Source organism: Pristimantibacillus sp. Z349TD_6, from assembly GCF_056173205.1.
This window is the reverse complement of sequence record NZ_CM149662.1, coordinates 6,157,406-6,177,471: the sequence shown is the minus strand read 5'-3', so window position 1 is coordinate 6,177,471 and position 20,066 is coordinate 6,157,406. Positions and strand designations below refer to the sequence as shown.

Genomic DNA, 20,066 nt, shown 5'->3' with positions numbered 1-20,066 from the left:
ATGAAGACAGAAAAGGTAAGCGGATCGACCCATTCAAAATGGTTTGGACTCGCTTTGCAGGCACTCGTTATTTTATCGCACAAATCAGAATGTTATCCAAGTGCGGCTATTGCAGGCTGCTTGAACTCGGAAGCAACACAATTGCGGAAAGTGCTGGCTAAGCTGGCTGCTGGGCAGTTGATTGAAACAAGAGAAGGCCGTGATGGAGGTTATAGGCTGAAACGCCCTCCAGAGGCGATATCGCTCGCTGAGGTGTACATTGCTCTCAAAGTAGGAGAACCTCTCTGCAGTGGCATGCTGGATACAATCAGCCTGCATGATGCTGGATTGAATATGAAATCAGCATTCATGGATATTGCAAATGAGATTGAACAAAATACGATCGAAACACTGCAGCAGTCTACAATTGCGCAGCTTGCTCAAAAAACATTGCCTAATTCTTCTTAAAAAGTAATTAAATTTACTAAAGTTAGTCGATTGACAAAAGTATCGACACGACCTATACTGTGTATATAAATGTTACAGTTTATCTTTCATTAACTGTGCCGTACGAAGCACAGTATATTCGCGAGATTAACTGAGTAGAATCTTGCACAGATAAAAAATTTTCCTTTGGAGGGAACCATATGACAACAACTCAAAGCAATTCACAAGAAACTCAAACGAATGAACAATTGAATGCAACTTTCTTTGATGTTTTAAATAGCCGTCGTTCTGTACGTGAATACGACAGCAGTGCAGTAATTTCTGAGGAAGAAATCAGAGACATTCTTGCAACTGCGATCAAAGCGCCATCTTCATCGAATATGCAGCCTTGGCGTTTTCTCGTTGTAACTGATCCTGAACTGAAGCAAAAGCTGCTTCCAATCGCATTTAACCAAAAGCAGGTAGCTGCTGCATCAGCCATTGTTATTGTTCTTGCTGATTTGGAAATGTACACGTTGTCCGAAAAAATTTATGGATCTGCGATTGAAGCAGGTTTCATGACTGAAGAAGTGGGCAACAACTTTATTGCGAATTCTACGAAAATGTACTCAGCTTTGCCAGCAGAGCGCTTGAAAGAAATCGTTGTATTTGACACAGGCCTAGTGGCGATGCAGCTTATGCTGACAGCTCGTGCTAAAGGGTATGATTCCGTTCCTATGGGCGGATATAACCGTGATCAAGTGATGGAACTGTTTAATATTTCAGATCGTTATTTGCCGACATTGATGCTTCCAATCGGCAAAGCAGCAGTAGAAGGCCGTGAAACGACTCGTCTATCGGTTGATGATGTTACATTTTTTAATAAATTTTAATTTATCGATAACCAAACAATAACAAAAAAAGCGACCCTCAGATAATGGGGGTCGCTTTTGTTATTCTAACGATAAGTAATTAGGAGTTCGCCTTTACATTCTGCATTAATTCACCGTTTAAACGAGCTAATCCCTTAAGAGTATGGCAGCAGCCGTATACGGTTATGTGGTTGGGCAGTGATTCATTACTGAAATTCGGTGAATTCGGTTCCGGTGCCATCTTCCTTTGAACCTTGTTTGTTGCGGTAAAAATACCAGCAGTCATTAAGCAGCTTAATTTGTCTGCGGTCTTTTTTTTGAAATGCACGCATCATTTGATTGCACAGCCACTGTGGCATACCTATCGTACTCCTTCCCCAGGCCTAACTTGTTGTAATACTACAATATGGGGAAGGGCGTGTGTCCGTGCAGGTCCTACCTATATACTCTGTTCTTCTTCATACTCTTCGTACCACTGTTCAAGCTGAGCTTGCAGGGCGCGAATTTCTGTTAGAAGCGAAATAAGCGGATAGGACTTCTCTTGTACGCCGGCAAAATCCTTCTCAAGGCTGTTAATGTAATCCAGGCCTGAGATGATTTTAATGGAAGTATCATGAAGCTCAACATCGTTGCACTCTGCTACAGCATAAGGCAATACTGGAACATGCTCTGCCGTTAGCTTGTCAATTTCTTTATGAAGCCGGAGGTTAAGCGCGCTTAGCTGATAAGCGTGCGATTCAGGCATTTCCACGAAAAAGATGATGTCATTTTGTTTCAATAGGACGTAGCGCATAGTTGCCATAATAATTATTGATCTCCCCTTTAGTTTGTTACCGTACATATACTGTAAATTTTCTGCACATTTAATAATTCCTACTTGACAGTGTAGCCTATGCCAGCTTTAAAATTCAAGTAGTTGGGGGAGAATAATGAATGAATAATGAGGCGCTTCAGCAATGGGTTGAGCATATTTCGATAACCTTTTTTAATCGTCCGTTTTTACATCAAGCTACATTCAACAGCCGACTTAAAGCAACAGGAGGACGCTACTTTACAAGGTCCCATAATATTGAGATCAGTCCTCATCAGCTTTCGGCTTTCGGGCATGAAGAAACAGAGAAAATTATTAAGCATGAGCTTTGCCATTATCACTTGCATATATTGAAGCGGGGATACCAGCATCGTGATATTGAATTCAAACAGCTGCTGGCTAAGGTAGGCGGCTCACGCTATTGTCAGTCGTTGCCTGAACGCTCGCAGCGTAAGCAGCAGCCATTTCGGTACAAGCTTGTTTGTACCAAATGCGGGATGGAGTATCTGCGCAAAAGGAAGATTGATCCGGCTAAATACGCTTGTGGAAAATGTCGCGGAAAATTAGTGTTAAAAGTGATTGACAATCAAAGTAGTACATGATATATTATTACTTGTCACTTTTACTTTTCCCTGATAGCTCAGTTGGTAGAGCACTCGACTGTTAATCGAGTTGTCACAGGTTCGAGTCCTGTTCGGGGAGCCAGATTTGGAGAGATACCCAAGTGGCTCAAGGGGACCCTCTGCTAAGGGGTTAGACTGCGTAAGTGGTGCGAGGGTTCGAATCCCTCTCTCTCCGCCACATTTTTCTCACAAGTGTTTGCAACGGGAAGACCGTTCATCCGGTCTTTTTTATTTGCCACAGTGGTTGCAGCATCGTGGAAATCTCATTTGAAGTGTTCTGTATGGCCCGTTGGTCAAGTGGTTAAGACACCTCCCTTTCACGGAGGTAACAGGGGTTCGAGTCCCCTACGGGTCACCAATTATTCACACAAAAAAAATGTACTAGCTCTTCGGAGCTCGTTTACAATTACAGCGAGAGCCATTAGCTCAGTTGGTAGAGCACCTGACTTTTAATCAGGGTGTCGAAGGTTCGAGTCCTTCATGGCTCACCATTTTCTTGATTAAGAAGATGCGAGCGATGAACGTTCGACTTATAAATGTGCGGTAGTGGTGGAACGGCAGACACGCTATCTTGAGGGGGTAGTGTCCCATGGACGTGCAGGTTCAAATCCTGTCTACCGCACCATAACTTACTCTTTGCCGATGTATATAGGTGAACTTAGAAGGTGTCATTTTGCATGCACTTTTCTGATAGATGATGCCACTTTATATTCAGATCATAAATCTGACTAGAGAGTGGTTTTTTCGTTATAAGTTGCTCGAGCCGTGAAAACAGATGCATCATTAGAGATGAGGAGCTGTAAACATGAAAATAAACTTAAACTTTACGAACAAGGGACAAGCAGCGATTAGCAAATTTAACAACGAGGAATTGCTTGAGATTTTCGCACGGTACAGCAATACCTTAATGAAAAAATACTCAATCGAAGTAACTGTACCAGCAGAAGGCAATGAAGCGATTATTGAAAGAGGCAAATTATCCGTATTTGTGGACAAAATCGAATGTGACGTTGAAACCTTCTTCAAAGAATTGGGAAGAGACGTTAAGGTGCCGCTTAAGAAAAGACTTACGCCTGAAGACAAGTTAGACAATGTATTTAAGGCTGAAACGATTGAATCGTAAGGCTAAAATTATATTTTAAAAAACTTGAGAAAAAATGCTTGAACTTCTGATGATAAGCTGATATAATCATTTTTGTTGTCTCAAGCATATTTGTTCTCTTAGTTCCAGACGGCCCGTTGGTCAAGTGGTTAAGACACCTCCCTTTCACGGAGGTAACAGGGGTTCGAGTCCCCTACGGGTCACCATTAATCCTCAAAGTGTACCAGCTCTATGGAGCTCGTTGCAATCACACGAGAGCCATTAGCTCAGTTGGTAGAGCACCTGACTTTTAATCAGGGTGTCGAAGGTTCGAGTCCTTCATGGCTCACCATTTTCTTGATCAAGAAGATGTGAGGGAAGGATCGTACAATTTACAATGTGCGGTAGTGGTGGAACGGCAGACACGCTATCTTGAGGGGGTAGTGTCCCATGGACGTGCAGGTTCAAATCCTGTCTACCGCACCAAAGTATATAAATCGTACGGCTCTAGTGATAGAGCCGTTTTTTTGTGTGTTCTAACCAAAAAAAGATATCCTACTTATGGTTATATTGAAAAAATGGGAATACTAGAGGTTGGAATGGTTGATTATATAGTTAGACCGTTATATATTTAGCGAAGTGGGGGTGTACAAATGCCGGGGGTTCATAGTAATTTAAAAGAAATCATGAGAGCTAAAGATCCAAACCTATCGATTAGGCAGCTTGCCAAAGATATTGACTATCATTTTGATTCTGTTCGGAAGATGTATAAGGATGAGATGGTTCAGTATCCGCGGGATCTGATATGGAGGTTATGCAAATATTTTGATGTCAGTCCTGGACAGTTTATTGTAGTCGTTCATGACGATAAAGATATAGATCCGGATAAATAAAAGGGAACCCTGTACATTTTGTATAGGGTTCCCTTTTCTAATTATATGATAATTATGCGGAAGCGACTATTTCTTCGGCTTGTGCCTGCGAGATTTTAACTAACATATCACCAGGATCGGACAAAACTTCGATACCTTCATGGAAGGAGAGGTCAGACACTAGTAAATGATCTCCTATTTTAAGGCCGCTAATATCTACCTCGAATGCGCTGAGCAGATTGTCTGGCATGCAGCGAACCTCTACTTCGTACATCTCGACTTGAAGCATTCCGCCTTCTTTGACACCTGCTGGTTCTCCGGAGAAGTGAATCGTTACTTTCGAATCTAAACTTACATTCATATTCAATTGATAGAAATCAACGTGAACAATTTTATTGCTTAACGGATCTCTTTGTATATTTTGAATTAATACTGGCTTATTCCCTTTTTCCGGAATAGCTGCATTTAAAATGGCGCGCGGGTTGTGCTTTATGACTGATAATATTTCTTTCTCAGCGACGATAACAGAAATGCTGCCGACATCCTTGCCGTATACAATAGCTGGTACCTGTCCTTGCTTTCTTAATAGATTAATCTTAGATTTGCTTAAATCGACCCGTTCGTTTAACTGGATAGTATTGCTCATCATTTGTTGCCTCCTAATCGAATGGGGTACTGTCAAACCGACAATAAAAAAGACTGATTAGCAATAGAATGTCTAATCAGCCCGCTAACGACCATATTTTCTTGTCATATGTTAATTTTATCACAAGTTCTCTGCTTGTCAAATCCGTACAAATCCGGCTCGATTGACAAGAAAATATGGTCGTGTTAAGGTTTAAACAGCAGATAGGAGCGGAATTGCAAGAAATGGCAGCAACTGAAAGCTGTTAAGCAGTAACACTGGGATAGCTAAAAACCAAAAGCATATCGTTTAATCTCGGAAATAAAGTCATCTTTATTTCTTTTTTTTATTGTCATTTGTAAATATTTTTAAAATAAGGGAGTGATTTCATTGAAAAAAGTTTTAATCAAGCGGAATATAGCATTTTTGGGAACGAGCTTGCCTAGAGAATGCGGATTAGCTACTTTTTCTCAGGATCTGATGAATGAGATCGAACAAATTCAAGATTTTAATGCACCACGCATGATTGCGGTTAACAACAATAAGTCCTATGCGTACGGTAATCAGGTGATGGCTCAGATTGGACAGCACAATCGTGCAGATTATAGCAAAATAGCAATGGATCTTAATCAATCCAATATAGATATGTTAGTCATTCAGCATGAGTTCGGCATTTACGGCGGGGAAAGCGGAGAATACGTTTTGGATTTGGCAGCGAAGCTCAAAATCCCGTTTATCGTTATTTTTCATACCGTATTGTCCGAACCGAGCGAGAAGCAGCGTTTAATTATGAAGCAGCTGGCGGATTTAAGCTATAAGGTCATTACGATGGCCCATACCAAAATACAGGATTTGCATGAGGTTTACGGCATAACACTTGAAAAGATAGAGATGTTCCATCATGGGGTTCCGGTAGTTGCAACCGAATCTAGAATTGAGCTTAAAGAAAGGTTCGGGTATACGAATCGGCAAATCATTTCAACATTCGGTTTTTTAAGCCCAGGCAAAGGGATTGAATATGCCATAGAGGCCATGAGCGGCGTAGTGAAGAAGCACCCGGAAGCACTTTATATGATTCTCGGCAAAACGCATCCTGTTGTGAAACAAGAGGTTGGAGAAGTGTACAGACAGAAGCTGACAGACCTAGTGGAAAAGCTTGGCCTTCAGCATCATGTTACGTTTGTTGATAAGCATCTGACGCAGGAGGAGGTTGTTCAATCTCTTGTATTGTCGGATATTTATGTGACGCCTTATCTTGGCAAGGATCAAGCTGTAAGTGGAACACTAGCATTCGGAATTGGTTACGGCAGGGTGATTATCTCGACTCCGTATCGCTACGCTGTTGAGATGCTGGCTGACGGAAGAGGATTGCTCGCGGATTTCCACAACTCCGCATCATTAGAAAATCATATTGTAACGATATTGGACGATCCGAATCTAAAAGCGGAGAAGGAGAGCAAGACGCTCGCTTTAGGCAGTACAATGATGTGGAATGAAGTCGCCAAATCTTACGCGGTACTTTTCCGTGAAACGATGGCACATCATTATGTGTTAAAAGGGAGTGCGGTTTAATGGGAGTAAGTATGATCAAGCCGTTATCAACGAATTATTTGCGCTCATTAACAGATGATACAGGCATCTTCCAGCATACTAAATTCGGTATTCCCGACCGTTCCAAAGGTTATACCTCCGATGATAATGCAAGGGCCTTGATTGCGGCAGTTATGCTCAATAAGCGCATTAGAGATAAGGAATCCTTGAATCTTATAAATACGTATTTGGCCTTTATTCATCATGCTCAAAATGAAGACGGCAGCTTTCGAAACTTTATGGACTACAACCGTTTGTTCATAGAAAAAACAGGCTCTGAGGATTGTCTGGGGCGCTGTTTGTGGGCGCTCGGATTTACACTTTCGGAGCCCTCCGTCCCGCATAATGTGCAAAATACATGTAAATATATGATCAATCAGGCGCTGCCGCATGTGCGGAGCTTGAGATCGCCAAGAGCGATGGCTTATGCAATTATCGGCTTAACTTCCATGATGCAGACCGAGAACGCGCTCCGTTATAAGTTCCCATACCCGAATATGGAAAGCGATGATCCAGCCTTTCTTCCAGAAGCTCAAATCGTTTCGTTAATTGAGGAATTAGCGATGAGACTGCATACACAGTATCAAAGCAATAAAGGAGAGGTCTGGCAGTGGTTTGAGGATCGTATTACTTACGGCAATGCGATGCTGCCTTGGGCGCTTTTCAAAGCATCACATTTTTCGAATAAAGAAACATTCAGACAAACCGCTAAAGAAAGTATGGACTTTCTAGCCTCAATAACTTTTGCAAAAGAAGGTTATTTCAAACCAGTGGGCAGTCATGGCTGGCTTGATAGAGGCGGAGAAGCAGCGTTATATGACGAGCAGCCGATAGAAGCTTGCGAGATGCTGTTAGCCTGCTTAGAGGCGTACAAGACGTTAGGGAAGGAAACCTATCGCGAGCAAGCTTCCTTATGCTATGAATGGTTTCATGGGCGAAACTCCCGTAAAGAATCGTTAATAGATGCAGAGACCGGCGGCTGTTATGATGGCATACATGCAAGCGGCCTGAATTTAAATCAAGGCTCGGAAAACATTGTTTCATACTGCATGGCTCATGAGGTGATGCATAATGAATAAATTTGCTACGATTCTCGCAGGCGGAGGCGGAACACGTTTTTGGCCTTTATCCCGGCAGGAGCTGCCAAAGCAGCTGATCAATATAAGCGGCACTGACATTATGCTCAATGATACGATTGAACGCTTTAACGGCGTTATTCCGATGGAAAACACAATCGTAGTAACGAATCGAACCCAAGCGGCGCTGCTCGAGAGGATCATGCATAAGAGTGTTCAGCACGTTAACATTCTGGTAGAGCCTGTTGCCAAAAATACGGCGGCGAGCATACTCCTTGCAGCTTTATTTATTGAGAAAAACCATGGTGATTCTCTGATGGTCGTATTTCCATCCGATCATCATATTACCGAAACGGATAACTTTAAGAAAACATTGAATGATGCTTGCATCGTAGCTATGGAGACAAACAAGATTGTTACGATTGGCATCAAGCCTACCTTTCCTTCAACTGGCTATGGCTATATTTCTTGCAAGAAAGACTCTTTCATCAAGGAGCCTTGTCCTGTTTATGAGGCAGCCGAATTTGTCGAAAAGCCTAATTTTGCGAAAGCACAATCTTATCTTCAGTCCGGTCATTATTTGTGGAACAGCGGTATGTTTATTTGGAAAACCTCCTGCATCATTGATAATTTCAAAAGGTTTCTTCCGAGGCTCTTCAAAACAATGCTTCCTTTAATTGCGTACATGGGCACGGAGCGCGAAGAAGAAATGATTAATGAGATTTATCCTTTGCTGCAAAACATTTCAATCGACTATGGTATTTTAGAACGCAGTGACGAGGTTGTCGTTATTGAAGGCGATTTTGGATGGAATGATATTGGAAGCTGGGATGCGCTCGGCGCGATATTTCCTCCAGATGAGCATGGAAACATTGTCAAAGCGAACTACGTAGGCATCGACACACAGAACTCCATCATCTACGGCGATGACCGGCTCATTACTACAATTGGAATTGATGGTCTGATTATTGCGGATACCAAGGATGCGCTGCTGATATGTGCCAAAGACAAAGCGCAAGAGGTAAAGGAAATCGTTCGAATATTGAAGGATAAGGGAATGCACGAATACGCCTAAGAAAGGCTTACATTCAAATGAACCCCATGATGAAGCTCGAATGGATAACGAAAACATGCAAAGAGCTGCTGCTAGAATATGAGCCTGCTCAAAAACAAGGCACGAAGCTTCATTTTGCTGGCGTTGGGGACCGCGATGTTTACAATATTACTGCTCCATTCTTGAATGCGGGGGAGCTTTATATTGCCGGCCGTGTAGAAGATCGTCATTCGGAGGAATCCGAGATTATCTTTTTTACATGCAGAGATGGAATCTGGACTCCGCAGCTGGATTTGCCTAAGTTTCAGCTGCAGGATCCGTTTATTACGAAAATTAACGGCGAGTGGGTGTTCGGCGGGGTCCATCTTTATTTTGACTCTGAAACATCGAGGTCGATTATAGGCTGGAAAACCGTGCTTTACCGAGGAAAAAATTTGCATGAGCTTGTACATGCTGCAACAGGCCCTTGGAACATGAAGGATATTCGCTTAACACAATTATCTGATGGGAAAATCGGTATTTTTTCGAGACCATTTGGGATTGAAGGCACGAGAGCTGTAATCGGCTTCAGCATTATTGATTCCTTTGAGGAGTTGTCCGAAACAGCTATTATTAACGCTCCATTGTTTCGTGATCAATTTCTAAAGGATGAATGGGGAGGGGCCAATGAAATTCATTTGCTCAAAAATGGGTATCTCGGCGTATTAGGCCACATCTCTTATACGGATGAGGAGTCCAATCTTCATTATCATGCGATGTCATTTGTTCTCAATCCTTGGACGAGAGAGAAGTCACCGGTCAAAATCATAGCAACAAGAAGCGACTTCCCTGAGGGTCCGGCTAAACGCCCGAATCTAGTTGATGTAATCTTCAGCGGTGGACTGGTCCGCAAGGCTAACAACCGAGCGGAGCTCTATGTGGGCGCTAGCGACACGGAGGCGCATTACATCGATATTGCAGACCCGTTCACGGAGTACGAAGCGATGAAGCAAGATGAAGCTGGCTGCTAGGCTAAGGGCGAATGGTAACACGAGTGCCAATAGGCACTATTTTGGACAAGGCGAGTACATCATCGTTAAACATTCGGATGCAGCCGTGTGAGACAATATGTCCGATGGAAGAAGGGTCGTTGGTGCCATGGATGCCATAATGCGGCTTCGAGAGTCCCATCCAAAAGGCGCCGAACGGTCCGCCGGGATTGGGCTGTTTATTAATAATCGTAAATTCACCTGTAGGCGTTTGAGTTACCATTTTGCCGATGCCAACGGGAAAAGCTTGAGTGACGACGTCGCCGTCCAGCAGATAGAGCTGACGATCGGAAAGATCGATGATAATACGGTAGTCGGGCATTGGGGACTCACTCCTTTTCTCCTATGTTATGTAGAGCGGCGGCGGTTTGCTTCAAGGATTTAGGCACGGCGTAAAATGAGAGCCCTAAGGATGTGTCCTAGGGCTCTTTGGTCATTTTATTTTATAGTAAATAACTCTAGCAATATTCTGCCTCGCCCTCGTTTTCCCTCACATTGTTTATGTGCTTGTTTTACATCTGCTAGAGAATAGACAGTGTTGATCTCTGCTTTGATCGTTCCATCTGCAAGGAGTTGAGCAAGCTGTTCAAGGTTAGCATGAGTAGGGAACTTTGTGTTGAATGTAGCTGTTACATTAAATTCCTTGGCTTTTTCTTTGGAGGGAAGCTGCGTTAGTGCGACCAATTTGCCGCCTTGTTTAATAACAGACCATGAACGATCTTCTGTAGTTCCGCCGACTGCATCAACGACAAGATCAACATCATGAACTACGCTCTCAAAAACTGTAGTCGTATAATCAATGGCTTGGTCTGCACCAAGCGACTGAATATAGTCTATATTTCCTGTGGATGCCGTTCCGATGACAGTCGCGCCTCTCCATTTGGCCAACTGCACTGCGAAATGCCCCACACCGCCAGCAGCAGCATGGATAAGTACGGTCTGTCCTGCGCCTAGCTCTCCTTCTGAAAATAAAGCTTTCCAAGCGGTGTCAGCTCCGCCTCTAATGGTAGCAGCCTCTTTCAGCGAGAGTCTGTCTGGCATATGCACCAGCTCTTTTGGCTCAGCAATCGCATACTCTGCATAAGCTCCTTTTACCGAACCAAATACGCGGTCACCTGCTTTAAACTCGCTTACAGCGGAACCGACAGTGTCTATGACACCGGACATGATTGTGCCTGGGATATAGGGAAAGGTTTGCGGAAATCTGGCATGCATCCAGCCATTTCGGATTTTGTAATCTACAGGAACAATTCCCGCATAATGAACACGTATGAGAACCTCATTATCTTTTGGAACAGGAACGGGGATGCTCTCAAGCTGCAGCACCTCTTCATTGCCATATTGATATACTCTTATTGCTTGCATCGTTTGATCCGACATAGGGAAGCAGCTCCTTTAAATTTTTTTATATCGTTCAAATGCTCGGCTATTTGTATATGAGTTAAATGTACCTTGATGCTATTAAGGAAGCAAGCAGACACTTTTTTCTGATCGAAACGATTCCTTAAGATTAGCTTGCTCAGCTTCTATGGTACAATAAAAGTAATAGATGAATGAACATCATGATTTTCTTAAAGAGGTGCAGTTTATGATCCTAGTAAGCTCTTGTTTAGCAGGGTATGAGGTAAGATATAATGCAACGCATAGTGTAAATGAAATCATTCAACAATTGGTGCAGCAAAAGAAAGCCGTTGCTGTATGTCCTGAATTGCTGGGCGGCTTCTCTACTCCAAGAGAGTCAGCCGAAATTGTTGGCGGCGACGGCGATGATGTGTTAAACGGTACAGCTAGAGTAGTAGAGAAATCGGGCAGGGACGTAACGGCGATGTATGTGGAAGGTGCACACATTACTCTCAAAAAAGCGAAGGAAGTAAATGCGGAAGTGATTGTACTTAAGGAATACAGCCCTTCTTGCGGCAGCGCGATGATTTATAATGGTGAGTTTAAAGGCAATAAGAGGACTGGAAATGGGGTCACGACTGCCCTGCTTAGAAGAAATGGCATAAGAGTGATATCCGAAGAGCAGCTTGGGGAATTTTTGGTGGAAATGAGTTTCTAGCAGAAATAAATTCAAGAAAATAATAGAATCATAAATAAAAAGAGCCTCCTAGGAGGCCCCGTCTTTCGTGTTTAGTGACCTGATGCTTCGTGGTCGTTGGATAGCTTAAGTACGTCAAATACTTTGAACAATAGACTAAGTATAATAGCTACTACGGTTGCAAGCGCCATCCCAGTAAGCGAGAAGTCTCCGATTGTAAGCTTTACACCGCTAAGTCCAGTCACAAGAACGACGGTTGTCAAAAACAGGTTGGTCGGTTTGCTGTAATCCACTTTGGACTCAACGAGCATCCGGAAGCCGGAAGCAGCGATAACACCGAACAGCAGCAAGGACACACCGCCCATAACTGGCGTTGGAATACCGGAAATAAGTGCAGAGAATTTACCAGAGAAGGAAAGGACGATCGCAATGACAGCCGCGCCGCCAATGACAAAGGTGGAGTAAACCTTTGTGATCGCTAGAACACCAATATTTTCACCGTAGGTCGTGTTCGGCGTAGAGCCTACAAAACCCGATAGAATGGTGGAAATACCGTTGCCCAGCATGGAGCGGTGCAGACCTGGGTCCTTCGATAGATCTTTGTCTACGATATTGCCCGTAACAACCAAATGCCCAATATGCTCGGCAATGACGACAAGCGACGCAGGTGCAATCGCAATAATCGCCGACCAGTGGAACTCAGGGAAAGTGAAATGCGGCAATTGAACAAAGCTATTCTCAGCGAGCTTGCTGAAATCAGTGAAGCCCATGAAATGAGCGAGTACATAACCTGTAGTAATACCGATCAGAATCGGAATAATGCGCATGAATCCGCGGAATAAGACGGAACCTAGCACCGTAACGGCAAGGGTGACGGTAGATAAGATTACGATTTTTGGATCCGGGCTCCATACGACGGCAGGATCGGCATCAGTCGGAATAATCCAGCCTGCCATCCGAGCAGCAACTGGAATGAGCTCTAAACCGATAATCGCGACGATTGCCCCCATCGCTGCTGGAGGAAATACAACATTAATCCAGCCGGTGCCTGCTGCTTGAATGATGAGAGCGACAATCGTAAAGATAACGCCTGAAATAATAAATCCGCCTAATGCAGCGGCATAACTGCCTCCGCCCACTTGATCGCCGATTACGGCGCCTGCTGGTGCGAGGAATGCAAAGCTGGAACCGAGATATGCTGGAATCTTATTGTTGCATATCCAGAGATAAAGAAGTGTTCCGATTCCGTTCATAAGCAAACAAATTGCCGGATCAACACCGAGTATATTCGGTACGAGCACGGTAGAGCCGAACATAGCAAACAAATGCTGCAAGCTTAGCAGTGCGCTTTGCAGGGCAGGCGGTCTTTCATGAACGCCAATTGCTTTTTTCATGAGAATAAGCTCCTTCAATTTAATAGGTTGTCTATTTTTGACCCTTGTTGATTCTACATAGTGAAGCGAGGTTTGACAAGTGTTTTCTTATCATACGCTGGTCATATACGAATACATTAATGAAGAAGGGGAGGTGAAAGGATGGAATTGTGGGTGATATATCTTATTCTCGCTGGCATACTGATCGTCGTGGAAATGCTGACGCTTACATTTTATTTGCTTTGGCTTGCGATTGGTGCCATAGTCGCTGCTGTCATTGATTGGTTTTGGCCGGGCTCATTTGTCGTGGAGCTGGTGGCTGGATGTATCATTGTCCTTATCTTGACTATCTTCACTGGTCCAATTACTCGTCGTTTCCATTCCTCAAAAGGTTTTAAGGATGCCGTGGACGAGCTCGTCGGCAAACAAGGAATTGTGCTTGAGGATATTGCGGCAGATGTACCCGGTATCGTCAAGGTGGGAAATGAAACGTGGAGTGCAGCATCGAATGACCGGTTATTGAAAGGTGATACAGTTAGGGTTGTCAGTCGCGGCAGTGCAGTGCTTCAAGTTGAGAAATGGGGAGGCTAACTAGATATGGGTTATATTATTGCTATTATTTTATTGATTATCGTTGTCGTTTTTGTATCATTATCGATCAAAATCGTACCGCAGCAAAGGATAGGCGTTGTCGAGCGTCTAGGAAAGTTTAATCGGCTGCTTACGCCGGGGGTTAATATTCTAATTCCGATTATTGATCATGTACGAACGTATCATGATTTGCGTATTCAGCAGGCAAACGTTCCGCCGCAAACGGTCATAACGAAGGATAACGTACAGGTCAAAATCGATACGATTATTTTTTATCAAGTGACCGGCCCAGAACAGGCTACATATGGCATATCTGATTATGTATATGGGGTGCGAAATATAAGCACAGCTACGATGAGGCAAATTATTGGTAAAATGGAGCTTGATGAAACATTATCAGGCCGCGAGAAAATATCGACCGACATTCGGATCGCGCTGGATGAAGCGACAGAGAAGTGGGGCGTGCGCATCGAGCGCGTAGAGGTTATTGATATTCAGCCGCCAGCGGACATCCAAGATGCAATGGATAAGCAAATGAAGGCGGAGCGAAGCAAACGAGCAATGGTGCTTGATGCAGAGGCAGCGAAGCAGGATATGATCTTGCGGGCAGAGGGTGACAAGCAAAGTAAAATACTGAAGGCTGAAGGCGATAAGGAAGCCAGAATCCGTCAAGCGGAGGGTCAGCGCCATGCGCAGGAGCTGGAAGCGCTTGGTGAAGCGAAGGCCATTCAATCCATCGCTGAAGCTGAGAAAAATCGAATTGAGCTTATACGCTCTGCGGGTCTAGATGAGAATGTGCTGACGTACCGCTCACTCGAGGCGTTATCCGATATCGCTCAGGGAGCTGCGAATAAAGTTTTCATTCCAACACGGGCAGTCGATACACTTGGCAGCATTGGAGCCATTGGGGAAATGCTTAAAGCGAGCAAATAAATAAAGTGATTGCAAAAAATGTCTCAGGAGCAGCGTATTCTGCTTTTGGGATATTTTTTTTGCCATCCGATATTATATTTTTCTAAAGTCAGTGGGTTTGCAGTACGAATCATAACATTCTTGGATAGTTCAACATGAGATTCCCCCTTAAACTTAAAAAGAAAGCGCTTTATATTAAACGCGTAAGAGGAGGAAATAATGTTGAGTAGATTTAAATTCAAGAAAGGTTGGTCCATTATTTTTGCATTGCTTGTGTTATTCCAAACGGCGGTCGGTGCGAATACGACAGTTGCTGAGGCGCAGACGCCGGTTGCTGCTGTAAACAGCCAATCCTATGAGGCTGAGGCAGCCATTAATCAGCTTAGCGGTAAAGCAGAGGTTAAGGACTGCGAGCTTGCGGTGGGCTGCTCAGGCAATAAGCTGGTAGGCAGTCTGTGGGGCGGTTCTGCTTTACAGTTCAACGCTGTGAATGTGGATACTAAAGGGATCTATACGATGACGGTGCATTACATATCGGGCGATCCGAGATCGTTAGCCGTCAGTGTGAACGGCGGGGGAACCGATCATTATGATTTGCCGAAAACGGCAGATTGGAGCACGCGAGGAACTTACGAGATCCAGCTGGAGCTTCGTCAAGGCGAGAACGTCATTCGTTTCGATGATGAGGGCGGATACGCGCCGGATATCGACAAGATCGAGCTGAAATTGCTGAATGCTGGTCCGGGCACAGATCCGAATGAACCGCCTGCTGGAAGCGGACAAGTGTATGAAGCGGAAGGACCGGACAATAAGCTAGCCGGCAATTCTGCTGTAAAATCCTGCAAAGCGGAAACGGAATGCTCCGGTGGAAAAAAGGTAGGCGACATTTGGGGCGGATCAACGCTGCTTTTCCAAAAGGTTGCTGCAAAAGCAGAGGGGATCTATACCTTAAAGGTGAGCTATATTTCCGGCGATCCTCGTTCATTTTCCATTCGTGTGAACAATAACGAGAAAGAGACCTATTCCCCGCCTGCGACTGCGAACTGGGATACGGTTGGCGTGTTCAGTATTGAGGTACAGCTGCAAGCGGGCAGCAATACCATTTTATTTGATGATGACGGCGGATGGTCGCCGGATATTGATAAAATCGAGATCATGAGCTCGCAGGCACCGGGTGAAAATCCGGGTGATGTGGATGGGATCGGCAATATTGGCAAGCAAATCGATTCCAGCAAATTTGGCTCGATTAAAGTGGAGCAGCATAAGTCAGGCGTCACTTTATCAAACGGTGTCTACAAAATCATTTATAACACAGAGTCTGGACTTTCAGCGTTCGAATGGAACAACAAGACGATCGCCAAAGGGTTGTACAGCAGTATCCAATTGGACAAGCAGCTCGACAGCAAAAACTACGCTGAGCATTTGTTCTCCATGAAAAAAGTTGAAAAGATAAATGACGGTCATGGCAAAGGCATTCGGGTAACGATTGAGAATCGTGAGTCCGGCCTGCCGACAATGAAGCAAATTTATCAAATCTATGAGCGTTTGCCTTATTTTCTAATTAGTCAACAAGTAACGGGTAAAGACACGCTCAGCACGAATGATATGGCTCCTCTTGTCCTTAATGCCAAGGGTGGAATCGATATTGGAAGCTACTCGGATAATAGGGTGCTGGTCGCTCCGTTCGATAATGACGCGTGGTCTAGATACCAAGCGCGGACGATAAATACAAGTCTGAACAACAATAATTATGTCAGCTCAGAATTGACAGCTATTTATGATAATACTAGCCGAAATGGATTGGTTATTGGTTCAGTCACACATGATAAATGGAAAACAGGAATTTATTGGAGCGGTTCTAATGATCGTTTAAACAAGCTCAAGGTATACGGCGGTTTCTCTTCCCCTACCTCGACGCATGATACGATTCCACATGGAAAGGTAACGGGAACGACGATTACTTCGCCGCAAATTCTCGTTGGCTACTATTCCGACTACCGCCTAGGCCTTGAGAGCTTCGGTCAAGCGAACGCTGCAGTTGCGCCGCCGCTTGCATTTAAGCACGGCGTGCCAAAGGGTGTGCCTGTGGGCTGGAACAGTTGGGGCGCATATGAAAGTGATTTAAGCTACGATAAAGTAGTCGCTGTGTCTGATTTCTTCAAGAAAAATTTGCAGAAAAATTCCTTCTCGAACAAAGGCAATGTTTATATTAATTTGGACTCCTATTGGGATAATCTGTCCGAGGAGCAGTTGAAGCAAGCAGTCAAGGTTATTAACAAAAACGGGCAAAAAGCCGGTATTTATTATGGCCCTTTTGTTTATTGGGGCGACAACATGAGTCAGGTCGTAGAGGGTACAGACGGGAAATACACGTATGGAGATATTATTTTGCGGGATCAAAGCGGAAACCCGCTGCCGAAAGTAGACGGCGCCTACGCGATCGATCCGACTCATCCGGGCTCTAAGCAGCGGATCGAATATTATTTCAAACGCTTTCTTGATTACGGATATGAGTATATTAAAATCGATTTCCTAAGCCATGGCTCTTTTGAGGGCAAACATTATGACCCTAATGTTCAAACGGGCATTCAGGCTTACAATCAAGGCATGGCTCATATCAATAAGGTGCTTGGCGGAAAAATGTTCATCAGCGCCTCTATTGCTCCTTTATTTCCGAGTCAATACGCCCACGCAAGACGGATCTCATGTGATATTGACGGCTCACTGAGCCGCACGGAATATCAGCTGAACAACCTTACCTATGGCTGGTGGCAGAACGGAACGATCTATCCGTATACCGATCCAGATTATATGACGCTTGTGAAGGGCGGTTCGTTTGATGCTGCGCAGTCTCGGGTCAATTCAGCGGCTATTTCCGGTACTGTATTTCTAAGCTCAGACGATGTCAGCAATCCGGCAGCACAAGAATTGATGAAGAAGCTGCTCACTAACAAGCAAGTGAATGAGGTGGCACTTAAAGGTCAGGCGTTCAAGCCAGTAGAGGGCAACACAGGTACAGGGGCTGCGGATACATTCATCATGCAAGAAGGGAAAGATTATTATCTTGCTGTATTTAACTATACGAATACCCCTGTGTCGAATACGGTAGATTTTGCGCGTGTTGGCATTCCATCGTCCTCCAAAGTAAAAGTTACGGACCTATGGACGAATGCATCCAGTCAGGCAGCAAATCAACTAAAGGTGGACTTGAATGGCGCGCAATCGAAGCTTTACAAAATTACCGTAAAATAAACCAGCAGCAAAAATCATGACTAAGCAGCTATGACTGTGAAACCGAAAAATCCCTCAAGCAATAGTGCTTGAGAGATTTTTATTGTCTAGCATTTTAACGTCCAGGAATTCTTATCGTGACCGTCGTGCCAATTCCGAGCCTGCTGTAAATAGAGACGCCATATGATTCGCCGTACAAAAGTTTAATTCGATTGTCGACGTTGCGAATGCCATAACCAGACAAGTTGTCGCTGCTAACCGGCAGCTCTTCTCCGCTATGGCCGCGCATATGCATGCCCATGCCGTCATCGATGACTTTGAGAATGATATCATGGCCATCGCGATAAGCCTTTATCATAATGTTTATTCCGAGCGTGTCGTCCCAAATGGCATGGTTCATTGCGTTTTCAACGAATGGCTGTAGTGTTAGCTTTACGATTGGGCAGGGCAGCACAGATTCTTCGATTTGATAATGCACGCGAATGAGTTCGCCGAATCTTACCTGCTGGATGGCAACGTAGTAGCGGGTAAGCTGAATTTCTTCATGGATTGAAAGTTTGTTTTTCCCTTTGTTGAGCGAGATCCGGTAAAACTTTGCTAGATCCGTAACCATTTTGTTCATTCGCTGATCAGAATTTCGAATGGCAAGCGACGATATGGAGGCGAGTGTATTGTACAAAAAATGCGGATTAATTTGCGCTTGCAGCACATTCATCTCGGCTTCTCGCTTATCGATTTCTTTCTTGTATACGTCGGAAATTAAATTGCTGAGCCGCTGCGCCATCTTCCGCAGCACATTTCCGATTTGGCCAATTTCATCGCGTCCAAGCGGCCTCATATCGAAGAGATCGAACTCCTCTCTTTCGATGCGCCGGATCATGCCGACTAAATAATCGACGCGTTTCGTAAATTGTCTGGCTGTGGCGTAGATGAACAGCGTCATAAGCCCAAAGCTGATTAACGCAAAAATTAAAATCCGCTTGGCTGTTTTATTCGCCTTGGTAAGGAAGCTGCTGTAAGGGACGAGCGAGATGCTTTTCCAACCGAATTTGGTCGTATTATAGACGACAAGCATTTTCTCTCCATTAAAGCTGCTGTCGAATCTTCCTTCTCTGGCGCTCGGAAATTTCTCCTTCACAAATTGATTAAGCGGACGATTTAACATGTTTTTGTCCTTAGCGGACATAATAAGGCCGCTATCATTAACGATTAATATCGTTTTCTCTGAAGTCTCTTTCTCCATCAAACGGAAAATATCCGATTCCAAAATGTTGATGGTCAAAATCCCATAGGCATTGTCTAGATTGCTAATATTAAGCATGCGTGTCAGCGTAAACATGGAAGGCTGGTCAACAACAGGGGGCGTTGCTACAAACCGAACATTTCCGTAGCTGTTAAGCAATGAGCGGTACGTAGTCGACCTTTTGAACGCATCATCCATTCGTTTAATGTAAATGCCGTCAGCTGGCAGCGAATCGTTATTAATATAAATAGACATGGAATGAATATCTGGATTTGTAGTCAGCATATTCGAAAAGGTGTTATTAATGTATTGATAGGCATCAACAAAAAGAGAGGGCTCCTCTGTATAGTTATTCGTTAAGTAAGCGCGCAGCGAATTGTTTAAATAAAGATTTGCTGAAAGCTTTGTGTACGTATCCAGCTTATTTTCTAAATTTGAATTGATTTGAGCAACAGACGCAACGGAGTTCGTGTACATTTGGTCAGAAAGCTCGCTCTTAATCGTCTGATAAGAATATAAAACAAAAAATACTAAAGGAATAATGGCCCCGAGTAAAAACATGACAAACAGCTTTTCTCTTAGCCGCAAATTGTTAAAAGGCCTCGTCAGCCAGCCTGTTACCTTTTTCATGCGCTCTCACT

At 44.0% G+C, this 20,066-nt stretch carries 20 protein-coding genes and 8 tRNA genes; 21 read left to right on the top strand and 7 right to left on the bottom strand.

All coding sequences use genetic code 11. From position 1 onward, the window contains the following. Together AC0VYE_RS26940 and AC0VYE_RS26935 are read left to right on the top strand one after the other, a co-directional pair. On the top strand, window positions 1-447 hold the full coding sequence (locus tag AC0VYE_RS26940) for an RrF2 family transcriptional regulator (protein WP_475443608.1): 447 nt from the start codon (window positions 1-3) through the stop codon (window positions 445-447). A gap of 179 nt (window positions 448-626) precedes the next feature. Then, on the top strand, window positions 627-1,298 hold the full coding sequence (locus tag AC0VYE_RS26935) for a nitroreductase family protein (protein ID WP_076271830.1): 672 nt from the start codon (window positions 627-629) through the stop codon (window positions 1,296-1,298). A gap of 185 nt (window positions 1,299-1,483) precedes the next feature. Here AC0VYE_RS26935 and cmpA read toward each other — a convergent pair whose 3' ends face one another. Beyond that, a complete protein-coding gene (cmpA, locus tag AC0VYE_RS26930; RefSeq protein WP_144376923.1) occupies window positions 1,484-1,636 on the bottom strand; it encodes a cortex morphogenetic protein CmpA in 153 nt (50 codons plus the stop codon). Window positions 1,637-1,716: 80 nt separating this feature from the next. Continuing rightward, window positions 1,717-2,079: a hydrolase/acyltransferase gene (locus tag AC0VYE_RS26925; RefSeq protein ID WP_076271831.1), complete on the bottom strand. Its 363-nt coding sequence runs from the start codon at window positions 2,077-2,079 to the stop codon at window positions 1,717-1,719. A 131-nt stretch (window positions 2,080-2,210) separates the two neighbouring features. On the opposite strand from AC0VYE_RS26925, the gene AC0VYE_RS26920 reads away from it, so the two are divergent. The 11 genes from AC0VYE_RS26920 to AC0VYE_RS26870 all read left to right on the top strand — a co-directional run bounded on the left by AC0VYE_RS26920 (window position 2,211) and on the right by AC0VYE_RS26870 (window position 4,685). Next, window positions 2,211-2,690 carry a SprT family protein gene (locus AC0VYE_RS26920; protein WP_475443605.1) on the top strand — a complete coding sequence of 160 codons (480 nt, stop codon included), beginning with the start codon at window positions 2,211-2,213 and terminating at the stop codon, window positions 2,688-2,690. A 27-nt stretch (window positions 2,691-2,717) separates the two neighbouring features. Then, window positions 2,718-2,793: transfer RNA gene (locus AC0VYE_RS26915), tRNA-Asn, on the top strand. 5 nt (window positions 2,794-2,798) lie between these two features. Next, window positions 2,799-2,889, top strand: a tRNA-Ser gene (locus AC0VYE_RS26910). Window positions 2,890-2,994: 105 nt separating this feature from the next. Continuing rightward, window positions 2,995-3,069, top strand: a tRNA-Glu gene (locus tag AC0VYE_RS26905). 57 nt (window positions 3,070-3,126) lie between these two features. Continuing rightward, window positions 3,127-3,202: transfer RNA gene (locus tag AC0VYE_RS26900), tRNA-Lys, on the top strand. Between the two features lie 49 nt (window positions 3,203-3,251). Continuing rightward, window positions 3,252-3,336 (top strand) — tRNA-Leu (locus AC0VYE_RS26895). 180 nt (window positions 3,337-3,516) lie between these two features. After that, window positions 3,517-3,834, top strand: a complete 318-nt coding sequence (locus AC0VYE_RS26890; RefSeq protein ID WP_076267429.1) for a hypothetical protein — start codon at window positions 3,517-3,519, stop codon at window positions 3,832-3,834. Window positions 3,835-3,944: 110 nt separating this feature from the next. Beyond that, window positions 3,945-4,019: transfer RNA gene (locus AC0VYE_RS26885), tRNA-Glu, on the top strand. A gap of 49 nt (window positions 4,020-4,068) precedes the next feature. Next, window positions 4,069-4,144 (top strand) — tRNA-Lys (locus AC0VYE_RS26880). A gap of 49 nt (window positions 4,145-4,193) precedes the next feature. Then, window positions 4,194-4,278 (top strand) — tRNA-Leu (locus AC0VYE_RS26875). Between the two features lie 167 nt (window positions 4,279-4,445). After that, window positions 4,446-4,685: a helix-turn-helix domain-containing protein gene (locus AC0VYE_RS26870; RefSeq protein ID WP_076267430.1), complete on the top strand. Its 240-nt coding sequence runs from the start codon at window positions 4,446-4,448 to the stop codon at window positions 4,683-4,685. Between the two features lie 52 nt (window positions 4,686-4,737). On the opposite strand, the gene AC0VYE_RS26865 is transcribed toward AC0VYE_RS26870, so the two are convergent. After that, the gene (locus AC0VYE_RS26865; protein WP_083681848.1) at window positions 4,738-5,313 is read right to left on the bottom strand and encodes a 50S ribosomal protein L25; all 576 of its coding nucleotides are present in this window, start codon (window positions 5,311-5,313) and stop codon (window positions 4,738-4,740) included. 366 nt (window positions 5,314-5,679) lie between these two features. Between AC0VYE_RS26865 and AC0VYE_RS26860 the strand changes: the two genes are divergently transcribed. The 4 genes from AC0VYE_RS26860 to AC0VYE_RS26845 are packed head-to-tail and all read left to right on the top strand — an operon-like array spanning window position 5,680 to window position 10,019. Next, window positions 5,680-6,861, top strand: a complete 1,182-nt coding sequence (locus AC0VYE_RS26860; protein WP_475443602.1) for a glycosyltransferase family 4 protein — start codon at window positions 5,680-5,682, stop codon at window positions 6,859-6,861. Beyond that, on the top strand, window positions 6,861-7,958 hold the full coding sequence (locus AC0VYE_RS26855) for a glycosyltransferase (RefSeq protein WP_475443600.1): 1,098 nt from the start codon (window positions 6,861-6,863) through the stop codon (window positions 7,956-7,958). Before AC0VYE_RS26860 ends, AC0VYE_RS26855 begins: the two co-directional genes overlap by 1 nt. Beyond that, window positions 7,951-9,030: a mannose-1-phosphate guanylyltransferase gene (locus AC0VYE_RS26850; RefSeq protein WP_475443598.1), complete on the top strand. Its 1,080-nt coding sequence runs from the start codon at window positions 7,951-7,953 to the stop codon at window positions 9,028-9,030. Before AC0VYE_RS26855 ends, AC0VYE_RS26850 begins: the two co-directional genes overlap by 8 nt. A gap of 26 nt (window positions 9,031-9,056) precedes the next feature. Beyond that, window positions 9,057-10,019 carry a DUF1861 family protein gene (locus AC0VYE_RS26845; RefSeq protein ID WP_475449741.1) on the top strand — a complete coding sequence of 321 codons (963 nt, stop codon included), beginning with the start codon at window positions 9,057-9,059 and terminating at the stop codon, window positions 10,017-10,019. A gap of 1 nt (window position 10,020) precedes the next feature. Here the strand turns inward: AC0VYE_RS26845 and AC0VYE_RS26840 are convergent, their stop codons facing one another. Both AC0VYE_RS26840 and AC0VYE_RS26835 read right to left on the bottom strand, forming a co-directional pair. Beyond that, window positions 10,021-10,359, bottom strand: a complete 339-nt coding sequence (locus tag AC0VYE_RS26840) for a L,D-transpeptidase (RefSeq protein ID WP_076267434.1) — start codon at window positions 10,357-10,359, stop codon at window positions 10,021-10,023. Between the two features lie 116 nt (window positions 10,360-10,475). Continuing rightward, on the bottom strand, window positions 10,476-11,417 hold the full coding sequence (locus AC0VYE_RS26835) for an NADP-dependent oxidoreductase (protein WP_475443596.1): 942 nt from the start codon (window positions 11,415-11,417) through the stop codon (window positions 10,476-10,478). A gap of 208 nt (window positions 11,418-11,625) precedes the next feature. Here AC0VYE_RS26835 and AC0VYE_RS26830 point away from each other — a divergent pair, with 208 nt between their 5' ends. After that, the gene (locus AC0VYE_RS26830; protein ID WP_076267435.1) at window positions 11,626-12,096 is read left to right on the top strand and encodes a 2-thiouracil desulfurase family protein; all 471 of its coding nucleotides are present in this window, start codon (window positions 11,626-11,628) and stop codon (window positions 12,094-12,096) included. A 71-nt stretch (window positions 12,097-12,167) separates the two neighbouring features. Here AC0VYE_RS26830 and uraA read toward each other — a convergent pair whose 3' ends face one another. Continuing rightward, window positions 12,168-13,469, bottom strand: a complete 1,302-nt coding sequence (uraA, locus tag AC0VYE_RS26825; protein WP_076267436.1) for a uracil permease — start codon at window positions 13,467-13,469, stop codon at window positions 12,168-12,170. A 141-nt stretch (window positions 13,470-13,610) separates the two neighbouring features. Here uraA and AC0VYE_RS26820 point away from each other — a divergent pair, with 141 nt between their 5' ends. The 3 genes from AC0VYE_RS26820 (at window position 13,611) to AC0VYE_RS26810 (ending at window position 18,203) form a co-directional block, all read left to right on the top strand. After that, a complete protein-coding gene (locus tag AC0VYE_RS26820; RefSeq protein WP_475443593.1) occupies window positions 13,611-14,039 on the top strand; it encodes an NfeD family protein in 429 nt (142 codons plus the stop codon). 6 nt (window positions 14,040-14,045) lie between these two features. Continuing rightward, window positions 14,046-14,972, top strand: coding sequence for an SPFH domain-containing protein (locus AC0VYE_RS26815; RefSeq protein ID WP_475443591.1), 927 nt, complete (start codon window positions 14,046-14,048; stop codon window positions 14,970-14,972). Window positions 14,973-15,170: 198 nt separating this feature from the next. Further along, a complete protein-coding gene (locus tag AC0VYE_RS26810) occupies window positions 15,171-18,203 on the top strand; it encodes a carbohydrate-binding protein (protein ID WP_475443589.1) in 3,033 nt (1,010 codons plus the stop codon). Between the two features lie 94 nt (window positions 18,204-18,297). Here AC0VYE_RS26810 and AC0VYE_RS26805 read toward each other — a convergent pair whose 3' ends face one another. Then, on the bottom strand, window positions 18,298-20,055 hold the full coding sequence (locus AC0VYE_RS26805) for a sensor histidine kinase (protein ID WP_430059808.1): 1,758 nt from the start codon (window positions 20,053-20,055) through the stop codon (window positions 18,298-18,300). Window positions 20,056-20,066: the final 11 nt, after the last annotated feature.

What these genes read in the sequence shown, in the direction of transcription:
- AC0VYE_RS26940 (WP_475443608.1), top strand. Translation starts at nt 1, where the DNA reads ATGAAGACAGAAAAGGTAAGCGGATCGACCCATTCAAAATGGTTTGGA.
- AC0VYE_RS26935 (WP_076271830.1), top strand. Translation starts at nt 627, where the DNA reads ATGACAACAACTCAAAGCAATTCACAAGAAACTCAAACGAATGAACAA.
- cmpA (WP_144376923.1), bottom strand. Translation starts at nt 1,636, where the DNA reads ATGCCACAGTGGCTGTGCAATCAAATGATGCGTGCATTTCAAAAAAAA.
- AC0VYE_RS26925 (WP_076271831.1), bottom strand. Translation starts at nt 2,079, where the DNA reads ATGGCAACTATGCGCTACGTCCTATTGAAACAAAATGACATCATCTTT.
- AC0VYE_RS26920 (WP_475443605.1), top strand. Translation starts at nt 2,211, where the DNA reads ATGAATAATGAGGCGCTTCAGCAATGGGTTGAGCATATTTCGATAACC.
- AC0VYE_RS26890 (WP_076267429.1), top strand. Translation starts at nt 3,517, where the DNA reads ATGAAAATAAACTTAAACTTTACGAACAAGGGACAAGCAGCGATTAGC.
- AC0VYE_RS26870 (WP_076267430.1), top strand. Translation starts at nt 4,446, where the DNA reads ATGCCGGGGGTTCATAGTAATTTAAAAGAAATCATGAGAGCTAAAGAT.
- AC0VYE_RS26865 (WP_083681848.1), bottom strand. Translation starts at nt 5,313, where the DNA reads ATGATGAGCAATACTATCCAGTTAAACGAACGGGTCGATTTAAGCAAA.
- AC0VYE_RS26855 (WP_475443600.1), top strand. Translation starts at nt 6,861, where the DNA reads ATGGGAGTAAGTATGATCAAGCCGTTATCAACGAATTATTTGCGCTCA.
- AC0VYE_RS26850 (WP_475443598.1), top strand. Translation starts at nt 7,951, where the DNA reads ATGAATAAATTTGCTACGATTCTCGCAGGCGGAGGCGGAACACGTTTT.
- AC0VYE_RS26845 (WP_475449741.1), top strand. Translation starts at nt 9,057, where the DNA reads ATGATGAAGCTCGAATGGATAACGAAAACATGCAAAGAGCTGCTGCTA.
- AC0VYE_RS26840 (WP_076267434.1), bottom strand. Translation starts at nt 10,359, where the DNA reads ATGCCCGACTACCGTATTATCATCGATCTTTCCGATCGTCAGCTCTAT.
- AC0VYE_RS26835 (WP_475443596.1), bottom strand. Translation starts at nt 11,417, where the DNA reads ATGTCGGATCAAACGATGCAAGCAATAAGAGTATATCAATATGGCAAT.
- AC0VYE_RS26830 (WP_076267435.1), top strand. Translation starts at nt 11,626, where the DNA reads ATGATCCTAGTAAGCTCTTGTTTAGCAGGGTATGAGGTAAGATATAAT.
- uraA (WP_076267436.1), bottom strand. Translation starts at nt 13,469, where the DNA reads ATGAAAAAAGCAATTGGCGTTCATGAAAGACCGCCTGCCCTGCAAAGC.
- AC0VYE_RS26820 (WP_475443593.1), top strand. Translation starts at nt 13,611, where the DNA reads ATGGAATTGTGGGTGATATATCTTATTCTCGCTGGCATACTGATCGTC.
- AC0VYE_RS26815 (WP_475443591.1), top strand. Translation starts at nt 14,046, where the DNA reads ATGGGTTATATTATTGCTATTATTTTATTGATTATCGTTGTCGTTTTT.
- AC0VYE_RS26810 (WP_475443589.1), top strand. Translation starts at nt 15,171, where the DNA reads ATGTTGAGTAGATTTAAATTCAAGAAAGGTTGGTCCATTATTTTTGCA.
- AC0VYE_RS26805 (WP_430059808.1), bottom strand. Translation starts at nt 20,055, where the DNA reads ATGAAAAAGGTAACAGGCTGGCTGACGAGGCCTTTTAACAATTTGCGG.